At 50.2% G+C, this 14,865-nt stretch carries 14 protein-coding genes and 1 riboswitch; all 14 genes read left to right on the top strand.

The features are described from left to right. The first annotated feature begins 262 nt into the window (after nucleotides 1-262). The 14 genes from HJV72_RS11440 (at nucleotide 263) to gltX (ending at nucleotide 14,858) form a co-directional block, all read left to right on the top strand. Nucleotides 263-1,633: an alanine/glycine:cation symporter family protein gene (locus HJV72_RS11440; RefSeq protein WP_066575100.1), complete on the top strand. Its 1,371-nt coding sequence runs from the start codon at nucleotides 263-265 to the stop codon at nucleotides 1,631-1,633. A gap of 164 nt (nucleotides 1,634-1,797) precedes the next feature. Then, nucleotides 1,798-1,909, top strand: a riboswitch (glycine riboswitch). 137 nt (nucleotides 1,910-2,046) lie between these two features. Then, complete coding sequence (locus HJV72_RS11435; protein ID WP_066575103.1) at nucleotides 2,047-2,430, top strand: GrdX family protein; 384 nt, start codon at nucleotides 2,047-2,049, stop codon at nucleotides 2,428-2,430. A gap of 104 nt (nucleotides 2,431-2,534) precedes the next feature. Continuing rightward, the gene (locus tag HJV72_RS11430; protein WP_198146271.1) at nucleotides 2,535-3,815 is read left to right on the top strand and encodes a glycine/sarcosine/betaine reductase component B subunit; all 1,281 of its coding nucleotides are present in this window, start codon (nucleotides 2,535-2,537) and stop codon (nucleotides 3,813-3,815) included. An 18-nt stretch (nucleotides 3,816-3,833) separates the two neighbouring features. Then, the gene (gene grdB / locus HJV72_RS11425) at nucleotides 3,834-5,144 is read left to right on the top strand and encodes a glycine reductase complex selenoprotein B (RefSeq protein ID WP_082912767.1); all 1,311 of its coding nucleotides are present in this window, start codon (nucleotides 3,834-3,836) and stop codon (nucleotides 5,142-5,144) included. Between the two features lie 39 nt (nucleotides 5,145-5,183). Beyond that, complete coding sequence (gene trxB / locus HJV72_RS11420; protein WP_066575110.1) at nucleotides 5,184-6,128, top strand: thioredoxin-disulfide reductase; 945 nt, start codon at nucleotides 5,184-5,186, stop codon at nucleotides 6,126-6,128. 13 nt (nucleotides 6,129-6,141) lie between these two features. Beyond that, nucleotides 6,142-6,459, top strand: coding sequence for a thioredoxin TrxA (gene trxA, locus HJV72_RS11415; RefSeq protein ID WP_006443888.1), 318 nt, complete (start codon nucleotides 6,142-6,144; stop codon nucleotides 6,457-6,459). Between the two features lie 64 nt (nucleotides 6,460-6,523). Then, the gene (gene grdA / locus HJV72_RS11410) at nucleotides 6,524-6,994 is read left to right on the top strand and encodes a glycine/sarcosine/betaine reductase complex selenoprotein A (RefSeq protein ID WP_082912768.1); all 471 of its coding nucleotides are present in this window, start codon (nucleotides 6,524-6,526) and stop codon (nucleotides 6,992-6,994) included. A gap of 57 nt (nucleotides 6,995-7,051) precedes the next feature. Further along, nucleotides 7,052-8,590: a glycine/sarcosine/betaine reductase complex component C subunit beta gene (gene grdC / locus HJV72_RS11405; protein WP_066575111.1), complete on the top strand. Its 1,539-nt coding sequence runs from the start codon at nucleotides 7,052-7,054 to the stop codon at nucleotides 8,588-8,590. 12 nt (nucleotides 8,591-8,602) lie between these two features. Further along, complete coding sequence (grdD, locus tag HJV72_RS11400) at nucleotides 8,603-9,757, top strand: glycine/sarcosine/betaine reductase complex component C subunit alpha (RefSeq protein ID WP_117772466.1); 1,155 nt, start codon at nucleotides 8,603-8,605, stop codon at nucleotides 9,755-9,757. A gap of 135 nt (nucleotides 9,758-9,892) precedes the next feature. Continuing rightward, nucleotides 9,893-10,846, top strand: a complete 954-nt coding sequence (locus HJV72_RS11395; RefSeq protein ID WP_208071118.1) for an InlB B-repeat-containing protein — start codon at nucleotides 9,893-9,895, stop codon at nucleotides 10,844-10,846. Nucleotides 10,847-10,905: 59 nt separating this feature from the next. Beyond that, nucleotides 10,906-12,138 carry a GNAT family N-acetyltransferase gene (locus HJV72_RS11390; protein ID WP_208071117.1) on the top strand — a complete coding sequence of 411 codons (1,233 nt, stop codon included), beginning with the start codon at nucleotides 10,906-10,908 and terminating at the stop codon, nucleotides 12,136-12,138. Nucleotides 12,139-12,152: 14 nt separating this feature from the next. Continuing rightward, nucleotides 12,153-12,605 carry a threonine/serine exporter family protein gene (locus HJV72_RS11385; protein WP_066581383.1) on the top strand — a complete coding sequence of 151 codons (453 nt, stop codon included), beginning with the start codon at nucleotides 12,153-12,155 and terminating at the stop codon, nucleotides 12,603-12,605. Nucleotides 12,606-12,657: 52 nt separating this feature from the next. Next, nucleotides 12,658-13,398 carry an SIR2 family NAD-dependent protein deacylase gene (locus HJV72_RS11380; RefSeq protein WP_208071116.1) on the top strand — a complete coding sequence of 247 codons (741 nt, stop codon included), beginning with the start codon at nucleotides 12,658-12,660 and terminating at the stop codon, nucleotides 13,396-13,398. Nucleotides 13,399-13,400: 2 nt separating this feature from the next. Continuing rightward, a complete protein-coding gene (gene gltX / locus HJV72_RS11375; protein WP_208071115.1) occupies nucleotides 13,401-14,858 on the top strand; it encodes a glutamate--tRNA ligase in 1,458 nt (485 codons plus the stop codon). The last annotated feature ends 7 nt before the right edge of the window (nucleotides 14,859-14,865 follow it).

Here is a 14,865-nt window from a genome sequence, read left to right as displayed (position 1 = left end):
AGAATATAAGGCGGCTGCCGGAGTGGATTCCGGCGGCTGCCTTTTTTGCAGCCTGTGCCAGGGCGTTGGCATTTTACACAAATCTTCAGATGTATGTCAACGTAAATTCAATGTGTAAATGTGAATATTGAAGAAAATTCACCAAAAATCATCATTAGTGAAGAATCCTGTTGCATTTACTTTGTTAATAATTTATCATATACTTATCGATAGGTAAGGTCTGGTTATCGGCCGTATCTATGAGAGAAGGAGGGAATTTAGAATGGATACATTAAATGACATTGTCTTGACGATTCAGCATTATCTTGCGGATTACATCCTGATTGCTGCGCTTCTGCTTGGCGGCATCTGGTTTACCGTAAGGCTTGGGTTTATCCAGGTAAGAGGATTCAAGGAAGGCATGAAAAGGACGTTCGGCGGCCTGTTCCACAAGAAGGGGGAGGCAGGAGCCGACGGCATGTCCTCATTCCAGGCACTGGCTACGGCAATCGCGGCGCAGGTAGGTACCGGCAACATAGCCGGGGCTGCTACGGCACTTGCAATCGGAGGGCCCGGAGCAATCTTCTGGATGTGGGTCGCGGCTTTTCTCGGCATGGCAACCATATTTTCAGAAGCCATCATGGCGCAGAAGTACAAATGTGTAGGTGACGACGGTGAGGTGACGGGAGGTCCCGTATATTATATCCGTGCGGCATTCAAGGGCACGTTCGGCAAAGTGCTTGCGGGCATATTTGCAGTACTGATAATCCTGGCGCTTGGCTTCATGGGCAATGCGGTACAGTCCAACTCTATCGCGGCAGCTTTCCACACGGCTTTCGGCGTTCCCCAGGCAGTGATGGGGGTCATCATCGCAGTTCTGGCTCTGGCCGTATTCATGGGCGGCATGAAGCGGATTGCCAAGGTGACAGAGACGATAGTCCCGATTATGGCTGCGCTGTATATCGTGGGGGCATTGATTGTAATCATCTATAACTATAAGAACATACCTTACGCGTTCCACGCGATTATCGTCGGCGCTTTCAGCCCGTCATCCATCGCAGGCGGCGCGGTCGGGGCAACGATCAAGCTGGCGCTCACAAAGGGTGTGGCCCGTGGCCTTTTCTCCAATGAGGCCGGTATGGGCTCTACGCCGCACGCACATGCGGTCGCCAAGGTAGACCATCCGGTGGAACAGGGATTCGTGGCAATGATCGGCGTGTTCATCGATACGTTTGTCGTCCTGAACCTGACGGCGCTTGTCATCATTACGACAAAGTCAATCCCTACGGGGAAGACAGGAGCGGAACTGAGCCAGTATGCATTTTCCACTTTGTTCGGCAAAGGAGGGGATATCTTCATCGCAGTATGCATGTTCTTCTTTGCATTCTCTACGATCGTGGGATGGTATTTCTTCGGCCAGGCGAACATCAAATACTTGTTTGGCGCCAAAGCCGTGAAAGTGTATTCCCTGCTCGTGGCTGCCTGCGTCGTACTCGGCTCTCTCGCCCAGGTTGACCTTGTGTGGAATATGGCCGACTGCTTCAATTCCATGATGGTCATCCCGAATATTCTAGGCCTGTTCGCGCTGAGCGGCATGATCAAGAAAGTGCATGACGATTATTATAAGAACTTTTTAAATAAGAAGTCAAAATAAGTTTGGAGTAAATATACATAAATTTAAATGGGATTTGTTGTGTGAAATTACCAAATCGAACTTTCTCATTTGAAAAGGTTGAAAAATTATTAACAATAAGTTAATATTAAAACAAGCAATAAGATATATTCATTGCGTCTATAAATAAAATTTAACAGCGGGTTGATTTTTTTTCAAGAGAGAGCCATGCATATGGCCGCCGAAGAGGCAAGCCGGACAGGTGAGGGTGAACACTTGTGGGGTGAAACTTTCAGGCAAAAGGACTGGGAAAAGGACCGCATTCTGAATCTTGTGTTGAAGTAAGATGATTACGCCAAAAGACAGAAAGGACGAATTGCACATCTGTGTTTATATCGTCCTTTTTTTATTCAAAATTTGATTACCATAATTATCCAGTCGAAGAGGTGGATGGGATGCAGAATGATTACATAATAATAACGAATAATCCACTTGTACCGGAGAAAATCGGCGGAACGCATAACGTGGAGTACGAAGAGATTTCTTATGAGGAAGTGCTCAGGGCGGTAAGAGACAGAATACATGAAGGGCACACGCTTTTATCACACCCTTTGTCGGGGAGTGTAAAGCCTAATGAAACACCATATAAATCAATCATGCTGTCGGCAGGAAAGGGGGAGGTAGACCCGAGGTCGGTCGTTATCATCGAGAATGCCATAGAGGCGTGCGGCAAGTTCGTGTTCAAGTCAGACAAGTATAAGCGCGAGGTATATGATGACTTCCAGATGATAGACTGGACCCTACTGGAAAGCGCGATAACATCGGCAGACGTGTGGTAATGTCTGCACAGCCGGGCAGGAAGCGTCCGGCCAGGTATGCGGGAGGTTGTAACAAGCGAAAGCTTCAACAAATAACAACATTTAACTTAAGGAGGGAACAATACGTGAAATTAGAAATGGGACACATATACATCAAGGATATTCAGTTCGCGGCAGAATCCAAGATTGAAGACGGAATCCTTTATGTATCAGAAGAGGCTGTAAAGGCAGTAGCTCTCGAGGACGAGAAGATCAAGAGCGTATCATTCGACATTGCAAAGCCAGGTGAGAGCGTGAGGATCACCCCTGTGAAGGATGTCATCGAGCCACGTGTTAAAGTAGAAGGAAGAGGGGGAATCTTCCCGGGCGTCATCTCTAAGGTAGATACGGTAGGAAGCGGCAAGACTTATGCGTTAAAAGGCATGGCGGTCGTTACGGCCGGCAAGATAGTAGGCTTCCAGGAAGGCATCATCGACATGACAGGCCCTGGCGCGGACTATACGCCATTTTCAAAGACGCTCAACCTCGTTATGGTATGTGAACCGGTAGACGGTATCAAACAGCACGACTATGAGAAGGCAGTAAGGTTTGCAGGCTTCCGGGTTGCGGTATATATCGGGGAACTTGCACGGAACCTTACACCGGACGAGACGAAAGTGTATGAGACATGCACGATCAAAGAAGGCATGGAAAAATATCCGGACCTTCCGAGAGTCGCATACGTACAGATGCTTCAGAGCCAGGGGCTTCTGCACGATACATATGTGTACGGCGTAGACGCGAAGAAAGTGCTTCCGACTGTCCTGAATCCGACGGAGATCATGGACGGCGCTATCGTATCCGGCAACTGCGTATCCGCATGCGACAAGAACCCGACCTATGTGCACCTGAACAATCCGGTCGTACATGATATGTTTGAAGAGCACGGCAAGACAATCAACTTCGTATGCCAGATCATCACAAATGAAAACGTATACCTTGCAGACAAGCAGCGTTCCTCAGACTGGACCGCAAAGCTTTGCAAGATGTTAGACCTTGACGGTGTCATCGTATCCCAGGAAGGATTCGGAAACCCGGATACGGACTTGATCATGAACTGCAAGAAGATCGAGGCAGAGGGTGTCAAGACGGTTATCATCACAGACGAATATGCCGGACGTGACGGAAGATCCCAGTCTCTTGCAGATGCAGACGCGGCAGCAGACGCAGTGGTGACAGGCGGAAACGCGAACCAGGTTATTATCCTGCCTAAGTTGGACAAAGTTATCGGAACTCTTGACTATGTGACCAAGATTGCCGGAGCCAGCGAAGAGACGCTTCGCGAGGACGGTTCCCTGGAAGTGGAGCTTCAGGTTCTGACAGGTGCGACAAACGAAACTGGTTTCAACAAACTGAGCGCGAGATAATAAGGGAGGATACAGTAAATGAGCAAAATTAAAGTTGTACATTACATCAACCAGTTCTTCGCTAACATCGGCGGGGAAGAAAAAGCGGATTATCCGGCGGAGCTTCGCGTAGGTGAAGTGGTAGGACCGGGTATGGCATTTAACATGAATTTTAAAGATGAGGCTGAGATTATCGCCACGATCGTGTGCGGCGACTCCTACTTTAACGAGAACCTTGAGAAAGCAAAGGCAGATGTCCTTGCGATGGTAAAAGAGCAGGCTCCTGACGTGTTCATCGCAGGCCCGGCATTCAATGCGGGACGTTATGGCGTTGCGTGCGGTACGATAGCAGCAGCGGTCCAGGAAGAGCTTGGCATACCGGCCATCACAGGCATGTATGTGGAGAATCCGGGTGCCGATATGTTCAAGAACCAGGTATATATGGTTGCCACGAAGAACAGCGCGGCCGGCATGAGAGGCGCGGTAGCGAAGATGGCTCCTTTAGCTCTTAAGCTTGCCAAAGGAGAAGCAATCGGCGCGTCCTGCCAGGAAGGCTATATGCCGAACGGTGTGCGCGTGAACTTCTTCGAGGAAGAAAGAGGATCAAAGAGAGCGGTAAAGATGCTGCTTCAGAAATTGGCTGACAAGCCGTTTACTACGGAATACCCGATGCCGGACTTCGACAGGGTGGATCCAAACCCGGCGGTCAAAGACCTAGCACATGCCAAGATCGCCCTTGTCACATCAGGCGGTATCGTACCGAAAGGGAATCCGGACCATATCGAGAGCTCCAGTGCGTCACATTACGGTGAATACGACATCGCAGGCGTCATGGATCTGACGGAAGAGACGTATGAGACGGCCCACGGCGGATACGATCCGGTATACGCGAATGAAGATTCGGACCGCGTGCTTCCGGTAGATGTGCTTCGTGACATGGAAAAAGAAGGAAAGATCGGTGAGCTCCATCATCTGTTCTATACGACGACCGGTAACGGAACTGCAGTTGCGTCCTCCAAGGCATTTGCAGCTGAGTTCTCGAAGAAGCTGCTGGCTGACGGAGTAGATGCCGTAATCCTCACCTCTACATGAGGCACCTGTACTCGTTGCGGTGCAACGATGGTGAAAGAGGTCGAGAGAGCGGGCATCCCGGTTGTGCATATATGTACAGTCACTCCGATATCGATGACGGTTGGCGCGAACAGGATCGTACCGGCTATCGCAATTCCTCATCCGCTCGGCAATCCGGCTCTGGATGCTGCCGAGGAGAAGGAGCTTCGCCGCCACATTGTTGAAAAAGCGCTTGACGCTCTTACGACAGAAGTTGACGGTCAGACGATTTTTGACTAGAGCAGATGTTACTTTAACAAGAAAAAGGAGATGAATCCCATGGGCAAGATTTATGACGTAATTATCCTGGGTGCAGGTCCTGCCGGTCTCGCGGCAGGGCTGTATGCAGGCAGAAGCCGTCTTTCTACGCTGATAATTGAAAAAGGGCAGGATGGCGGACAGATTGCAATCACGGACGAGATTGAGAATTATCCGGGGCAGATGGTAGAAGGCGAATCAGGACCTTCGCTTATCGCAAGGATGACAGGACAGGCAGAAAAATTCGGTGTTGAACGTGTATCAGACACGATTGCTGAAGTAGAGCTGGAAGGCGACGTGAAGGTACTGAAGAGCGCGAAGGCAGAATATCAGGCGAAAAATATCATTATCGCCACAGGCGCTTACTCCAGACCTATCGGCTGCAAAGGCGAGGCGGAATTCATGGGCAAGGGCGTATCCTACTGTGCTACATGTGATGCGAACTTCTTTGAAGACTTTGAAGTGTACGTAGTCGGCGGCGGGGACTCCGCAGTCGAGGAAGCGATGTATCTCACCAAATTTGCCAGAAAAGTCACGATCATCCACAGACGTAACGAGCTTCGTGCCGCAAAGTCTATCCAGGAGAAAGCATTTGCCAATCCGAAGATCGACTTCTTCTGGGACAGTGTCGTAGAAGAGGTGTACGGGGATGACATTCTCCAGGGCATGATCGTCAAGAATGTAAAGACCGGCGAGACGCGTAAAGTAGAAGCCGACCCTGAGGACGGCATGTTCGGGTTGTTCGGCTTCATCGGAACGGTTCCGAATTCCAAGCTGTTTGAAGGCATCGTAGATATGGACGAGCGAGGTTATATCAAGACGGACGATGATATGCATACGAACGTTCCGAACGTATATGCGGCCGGCGATGTGCGTATCAAGAGCCTGAGACAGGTCGTAACCGCTGCTGCGGACGGAGCCATAGCTGCAGTCCAGGTAGAGAGAAGCTTATCAGATTATTTTTAGGAGGTAGAGGAAGATGATTGATGTAACGAAGGAAACATTTGAAGAAGAAGTGTTAAAGGCAGAAGGCTATGTATTTGTAGACTTTTACGGTGACGGATGCGTGCCATGCCAGGCTCTGATGCCAAAGGTTCATGAATTTGCAGACACATACGGGGACAAGATGAAATTCACGTCCCTGAACACGACGAAGGCACGCCGCCTTGCAATCGCGCAGAAAGTGTTAGGACTTCCTGTCATGGCTGTATACAAAGACGGCGAGAAGGTGGAAGAGGTCGTGAAAGACGACGCGACACCGGAGAACATCGAGGCGATGATTAAGAAATATATCTAATCAAGGATAGTTTTCTTTATCATAAATACAACTAGCAACACACAAGAAAGGAGAAAGCATAATTATGGCTATTTTAGATGGAAAAAAAGCAATAATTATCGGAGACCGTGATGGAATCCCGGGGCCGGCTATCGCAGAATGCGTTAAGACTGCCGGTGCCGAGGTAGTATTCTCATCCACGGAATGTTTCGTCTGAACGAGCGCAGGCGCAATGGACTTGGAAAATCAGAAGAGAGTAAAAGAATTTGCTGATGAATATGGTGCAGAGAACTTAGTAGTAGTTCTCGGTGCTGCAGAAGGTGAAGCTTCAGGCCTTGCAGCAGAGACCGTAACAGCAGGAGATCCTACTTTCGCAGGTCCATTGACAGGGGTCCAGCTTGGACTCAAAGTATATCACGTGTGCGAACCAGAGATGAAAGAAGAGTTCGACGAAGAAGTGTATGATGAGCAGATCAGTATGATGGAAATGGTACTCGATGTTGATGATATCATTAATGAAATGACAGCCATCAGAGACGAGTTCTGTAAATTTTAAGTGTGTGGGGTGGTGTCACCCCACCACCCCGTATATTTAATGAAAGGTGGAAAACCAATGAACAGTGTAATCAAAGGGGCAAGTTATGTATTAGTACATACCCCGGATATGGTTTTATATAATGGAACGACGCAGACGACGGAGAGAATCGTCAATCCAGATTCCGAATATCTGAAAGAGGTGCCGAACAACCTGCGTTCTTTTAAAGAGGCAGTAGAATATTGGCCAAACCAGACATATATCGGCAATGTGCATCCGGATGAACTGGCTCAGGTAGAGTTCCCCTGGTATGACAAGAACAAAGAGGGAGCCGACCGATTCGGTAAATATGGCGAGATTATGCCGCAGGAGGAGTTCCTGTTCCTCGTGCAGGCAAGCGATATGTTCGAGGTCGTAAGGCTGGACAAAGAATTTGTGGCAAAGTATAAGGACGCGTTTGCCGCAAACCCGATCATCTCTGACGATATCGTTGAAAAAGTCCACGAGGGCGTGGAACTGGGCGAGATAGAGCATTTCGTCAACGAAGAGCATGCAGAAGGGTTATATCACGATGGAAAATTAGTAGGCTGTGTAAAAAGAGCCCATGATATCGACGTTAACTTATCTGCCCATGTCATGCATGAGAACCTTATGAGCAAGGCTTCCAGTGTTCTGGCGCTGCTCTATGCGGTACGCAATGCAGGGATTGACAAGGCGGATGTAGAATATGTTATAGACTGTGCAGAAGAGGCATGCGGCGACATGAACCAGAGAGGCGGCGGAAACTTTGCCAAAGCTGCGGCGGAAGTTGCAGGCCTGGTCAGCGCTACAGGTTCTGATGCAAGAGGATTCTGTGCCGCACCGGCACACGCCGTGATCGAAGCGGCAGCCCTTGTCAAGTCAGGCGCATACAAGACGGTTGTCGTCACATCCGGAGGATGTACGGCCAAGCTTGGCATGAACGGCAAGGATCACATCAAGAAAGGACTTCCGATCCTGGAAGACTGCCTCGGAGGCTTTGCGGTAGTCATCTCTGAAAATGACGGCGTGAACCCTGAGATAGATCTGAATATGCTCGGCCGCCACAGTGTCGGTACGGGCTCCGCACCGCAGGCTGTCATCGGAAGCCTTGTCACAGATTCGCTTGACAAAGCAGGAATGAAGATTCCGGATATCGACAAGTATTCTCCGGAGATGCAGAATCCGGATATCACGAAGCCGGCAGGAGCAGGAGACGTTCCGCTTGCGAACTACAAGATGATCGCGGCCCTCGCTGTGAAGCGCGGTGAGCTGGACAAGAAGGAGCTGGCGGCGTTTACGAAGGAACACGGTCTTACCGGATGGGCACCTACGCAGGGACACATTCCGTCAGGAGTTCCGTATATCGGTTTTGCGCGTGAGGACATCCTTGACGGCAAGATCAGGAATGCGATGATTATCGGTAAGGGAAGCCTTTTCCTCGGACGTATGACCAATCTGTTTGACGGCGTATCTTTTGTAATCCACGGCAATACGGCCGAGGAAGAAAGTGCGGCGGCAGGCGTATCCGAAGAGGAAGTCAAAGGACTCATTGCGAAGGCGATGAAAGATTTTGCCGCGACTCTGATGGCAGAGTAAGGGGTGGTGAATATGGCAGATAATATAGAGAAGATGATTGCCTCCACCTTTATGGAGATGGCGGAAGGGCTTGAGACCGGAAGCTTTGGAAAGAAGCCGAAGATTGCGCTGACAGGCATGGGAAGCGAACATGGGGAAGAGAATTCCATGGAAGCAGCGGTAGCAGCGGCAAGAGAGGGTATCGATGTGTACTACATCGGTACGCTCGAAGCAGAGGGAGTGACTACAGTGAAAGTGGCTGACGAAGACGAAGGCCATAAGAAGATGGAAGAGCTCCTGAAGAATAAGGAAGTAGACGGTGCGGTAACGATGCACTTTCCGTTTCCGATTGGTGTATCCACTGTGGGGCGTGCGATCACACCATCCAAAGGCAGGGAGATGTATGTGGCGACGACGACAGGTACATCGAGTGCCGACCGTATCGAAGGCATGATTAAGAATGCTATCTACGGCATTATTGCAGCTAAGACCTGTGGAAAGGCAGATCCGACGGTGGGAATCCTGAATGTAGACGGCGCCCGCCAGACAGAGATCGCTTTGAAGCAGCTGAAAGAAAATGGCTATGGTATAAACTTTGCGGAATCGGCCAGAGCGGATGGAGGATGCGTGATGAGAGGCAACGATGTGCTCCAGGGCTCACCGGACATTATGGTATGTGATTCCCTGTCAGGAAACATCCTGATTAAGATGCTGTCCTCTTATACGACAGGAGGAAGCTATGAGGCATCGGGATACGGCTACGGCCCCGGGATAGGGGAAGGGTACGAGCAGCTTGTGATGATCATCTCCCGTGCTTCAGGTGCACCGCTTATCACCGGGGCAATCCGCTATGCGGCACAGCTTGTCAGGGGCAAGGTGTTTGAAGTTGCAAAGAAGGAGTTCGATGCAGCCAACAAAGCCGGCCTGAAAGAGATTCTTGCCGCCAGAAAAGCTTCTGAAAAGACAGCAGGAGATTCCGAGGAAGTGAAAGCGCCGCCGAAAGAGCCGGTTACGTCCCAGATAGCGGGAATTGAGATCATGGATCTTGAGGACGGCGTGAAAGCCCTGTGGAAGATTGGTGTCTATGCAGAGAGTGGTATGGGCTGTACAGGACCGATTATCCTCGTTTCAGACGCAAATCTTGCTAAAGCAGAGGAAGAGCTTAAGAAAGCAGGATTTATCAACTAAATTAACCGTGGAAACCACCAGATTGTTTTCTAATATGAAAAGTGGCGTCTTGCGTGTGGCGAGATGCCACTTTTCATTTGTTCTTTCCAAGCCTTATAATGAATTGAATGTGAGGTGTTAATAGTGGAAGATGTTTTGACATTACGAACAACAGGAAGAAGATTCAGAATTCAGACCGGAAAGATCATGACAGGCACTCTTCTTGCTGCGTCTTTGGGCTGCCTGTATATTGCCAGTCTGAGACAGCCAGTACCGGAGACGGTTTCCTCCGGAGTGGAATATGTCGAAGACACAGTTATACAGATACCGGGACCAGCGCCTGGACTGCCGGATGCCAAGCCTTTCAGGCGGCTGCTGGACCATCCGGAAGAAGCCGGGATTGTAATTCTTCCCGGGAAAGGACTTGCAGAAGACATTCAGGCGGAGGATAATCGGAATCCTAAGAAGGCCGATGCAGCAGACAAGCGTTACCCGGTATCCGGAAGCACAGAAAAAGAAGAGGAGCAAGTGCCGGACGCCGGGACGGAACCGCTTGTTTCCGTACTCGTAACGTTTCACGGCAACGGAGGTACGCTGTCCGAGACAGAGATGACGCTTGATGAGTATTACCTGGATATCTCTTCGGTGGCAGAACCCAGAAGACTCGGTAAAGTATTCGACGGCTGGTACACGGATCCTTCCTGTACCGTTCCGTTTGCAGGCATTGAAAATGGGCAGACAGAGGTACACCTGTATGCAGGCTGGAAGGAATTCCCGACTTATATATGTGATGACAGAGGATATATAACGGGTTACACCGATGCGGATGCTGTTGCGGAGGAGGCTACCATCATCCTGCCGACATCCCCGGATTGCCTCGGAGTCGAGGCAGGCGCCTTCGCTGGACTGGAAGATCTGATAGTCGATTTCTATATTCCGCCGAATATCATCTATATCGCACCGGGAGTGCTCGAATCATTCCCCAATCTGATGTTTATAGAAGTGGTGGAAGGGAATCCTGCATACTACAGCGACGGCGGGATATTGTATAAGGCAGATGGAACGCTCTATGTATATCCGGCAGGGAGAGATAATTGGGGAAGTGATTGAAATTAGTAGGTGACTGGTGATATAATAGGCTGGATTAAACAGACACAGGGGTAATAAGTATGAATATCAGACAGATTACGGAAGACAAGAAGGCATATCTGGACTATTTATTGCTGGCAGACCCTCAGGAAAATATGATTGACCGTTACCTTGACGACGGTGAGATGTTCGTGCTGTGCGACCGGGAGCAGGTCATGACCGTTGCGGTCGTGGTTCTGCTGAAGAACCGGAAGTGCGAGCTTAAGAATATAGCGACGAAGCCAGAGCATCAAGGCAAGGGATATGCCAGATATATGATCCATTACTTGTGTGAACATTACAGCAACCGGTGCGACACGCTTTATGTCGGCACGGGCAATTGTGCCAAGAGCATAGGATTCTATGAGAAATGCGGGTTCGTAAACTCCCACATTATCGTGAACTTTTTTATAGACAATTACGATGAGCCGATCTACGAGGACGGGAAGCTCCTGACGGACATGGTGTATCTCAAGAAGTATCTGGATTCCGAAGTGGATGTCAAGAAAGTGGTGAATCTGGCTCTGGAAGCCGGCAGGATACTACTGAAAAACGGGGGTGAGATCTTCCGTGTGGAGGAGACGATTACGCGCATATGCAACCGTTTTCACGTGGATAAGGTAGATATCTTTACGCTGAGCCACGGTATATTCGTGAGCGCTGAGAATGGCGTGCAGGAGGCATATACGAAAGTGAAGCATGTGCCTCTTTCGGCTCCGCATCTTGGGATAGTGGCTGAAGTGAACGATCTCTCCAGAGAGATATCGGCGGGCCGCGTCGGGGTGGACGAGGCGCTTCAGAAGCTCGGGGAGATAGACGGCATACCGCCCAAACGCAGCTACTTCCAGATACTGGCTGCAGGGGCAGGAAGCGGATTCTTCGGTTTCCTGCTCGGGGCCTCGGCGCTGGAGAGCGTGATCGCGTTCTGCATCGGCTGCCTGCTCTATATCTGGGTGCTCGTCGGCAAGCGGCATCATATGTCTAAGATTATCATAAACATAGCCGGCGGCGTGATTATCACAGCGCTGGCTGTCGCGGCGGTCCATCTGCCATTTCCCGGTCCGGTCAGGCTGGAGGGGATGATCATCGGCTCCATCATGCCGCTCATTCCGGGCGTCGCGTTCGTCAATGCGATCCGTGACATCGCAGACAGCGATTTCCTGTCAGGGACGGTACGGATGATAGATGCCCTGCTCGTGTTCGTATATATTGCCATAGGAGTGGGAATCACACTTAGTATCTATAATAATATGTTTGGGGGGCTGGCGCTGTGATACATGACATTTTTATGAACGTTGCCTGCCCGTTTATAGGGACGATGGCATATGCGGTGCTGTTCAACGTACCGAAGAGATATTACCTGAGCTGTGGAATGACCGGTACGGCCGGATGGCTCGTCTTTGCCCTGTCAGGCCGGTATACGTCCTCAGCAGTAGCGGCATTCCTGGGAGCGCTTATCGTGGTGCTCATCTCCAGGATGCTCACGGTGAGGATGAAATGTCCGATTACGATATTCCTCGTATCAGGCATCTTCCCGCTCGTGCCCGGCGCCGGCATCTATTATACGGCCTACTATCTAGTGACGAACCAGCTATCCCTCGCCGCCCAGAAAGGCCTGGACTCGATTAAGATAGCGTTCGGAATCGTGCTTGGAATCGTATTTATCGTATCCATACCTAGAGAGTTCTTCCAGATTCGTTACTGGAAGGAAAGAAGAATCAGAAAAGGTTGGAGCAGATAGGAAAATATGGTACAATAAGAGTACGAAAAACAGCAGGAGGGAGGGCTGGCGTATGTTAGGAAAGACACTATCGGAGATATTGAAAGAGAGCAGGCATACTACGGTTTTAAGTGGTTTTGGCATGCTCCTGGAAAGCGGATACCCTGCAATCAGGGATGGGGATGAGTCGTATGAGATCGAGCAGAGGTACGGCTATTCCGTGGAGGAGATATTCAGCAGCTCCTTCTACTCCACAAGGAAAGAGCAGTTCTATGAATTCTACCGCAGCGAGATACTGAAGATGCTGGATAAGCCACCTGGCAGATGCTTTTATGAGATGGCGGAGCTTGAGAAAAGAGGCCTTATCCAGTCGGTCATCACGAGGCGCATCTATGGACTTCCGCAGAGGGCCGGCTGCAAGAATGTCATCAATCTCCACGGCAGCGTGTATGATAACTACTGTCCGCACTGCGGAAAGGAATATCCGGTAGAGTATATAACCGAATCCAAGAGGATACCGCTCTGCCAGGCGTGCAGCACACCGATACGCCCGAAGATATGCCTGTTTGGCGAGATGGTCGACAACCGCGTCATCACGGAGGCGGCGGAAGAGGTCAGGAAAGCGGATGTGCTGCTCGTGCTCGGAACCAATCTGAAGACGTATCTCTGCAGCCAGCTGATTGATTACTATGAAGGGGATAAGCTCGTTCTGATCAATCCGGAGAAGCACTTCTCGGATAAGCTTGCCGATGTAATCGTACATAAGAGTGTAGAAGATGCTCTTGGAGAAATACTAAAAGAATTAGGAGAATGATCATGAGGAAAGTAAGAACAAGATTTGCACCGAGTCCTACCGGAAGAATGCATGTAGGAAATCTGAGGACAGCGCTGTATGCGTATCTGATAGCGAAGCATGAAGGCGGAGACTTTATGCTCAGGATAGAGGATACGGATCAGGAACGGTTTGTGGACGGTGCGCTTGAGATTATTTACCGTACGCTTGAGAAGACCGGGCTCATCCATGATGAAGGGCCGGATAAAGATGGGGGCGTGGGCCCTTACGTACAGAGCGAGAGGAACGCCTCCGGATTATATATGGAATACGCCGAGAGGCTCGTGGAGCAGGGAGAGGCGTACTACTGCTTCTGCGACAAGGAGCGCCTGGATTCGTTAAAGAGCAAGGTGTCGGAATCTGGAACCGAGATCATCACGTATGACAAGCACTGCCTGAACCTGAGCAGGGAAGAGGTGGAGGCGAACCTGGCATCCGGGAAGCCATATGTCATCCGTATCAATATGCCGGCAGAAGGGACGACGACGTTCCATGACGATATATATGGAGATATCACGGTTCCGAATGAAGAGCTGGATGATATGATCCTTATGAAATCAGACGGATATCCGACCTATAACTTTGCCAATGTCATCGACGACCATCTCATGGGCATCACCCATGTGGTGCGGGGGAACGAGTATCTGTCGTCCGCGCCGAAGTACAACCGCCTGTACGAGGCGTTCGGATGGGACGTTCCGACTTATGTCCACTGTCCGCTCATCACGGATGAGAACCATAAGAAGCTGAGCAAGCGCTGCGGGCATTCTTCCTATGAAGATCTGCTGGATCAGGGATTCGTGTCCGAGGCGATCGTCAACTATGTGGCGCTGCTTGGATGGTGCCCGGAAGACAACCAGGAGATATTCTCGCTGGAAGAACTTGTGAAAGCATTCGACTACCGCCATATGAGCAAGTCTCCGGCCGTATTTGACGTTGTGAAGCTGAGATGGATGAACGGGGAATATCTGAAGGCCATGGACTTTGACCGGTTTTATGAGATGGCAGAGCCTTATATGAAAGAGGCCATCACGAAGGACTATGATCTGAAGAAGATCGCCGCGCTCGTAAAGACGAGGATAGAAGTATTCCCGGATATCAGAGAACAGATTGATTTCTTTGAGGAGCTTCCGGAATATGACACGGCTATGTACTGCCACAAGAAGATGAAGACGAGCGAGGAGAACTCGCTGGAGGTGCTCACGGATATCCTGCCTGTGCTGGAGGCACAGGAGGACTTCAGCAATGATGCGCTGTTCGCGGCATTAAAGGGTTATGTGGATGAGAAAGGCTGCAAAGTGGGCTTCGTGATGTGGCCGGTCCGCACGGCGGTATCAGGCAAGCAGAATACCCCGGGCGGTGCTACTGAGATCATGGAGATACTCGGGAAAGAGGAATCTCTGAAAAGAATCCGCAGGGGAATAGGACTTTTAAGCAGATAAGAGGTAT

It is taken from the genome of Extibacter sp. GGCC_0201, assembly GCF_017566055.1.
In the GTDB taxonomy this organism is placed as follows: domain Bacteria; phylum Bacillota; class Clostridia; order Lachnospirales; family Lachnospiraceae; genus Extibacter.
This window is presented reverse-complemented; position numbering and strand designations above follow the sequence as displayed.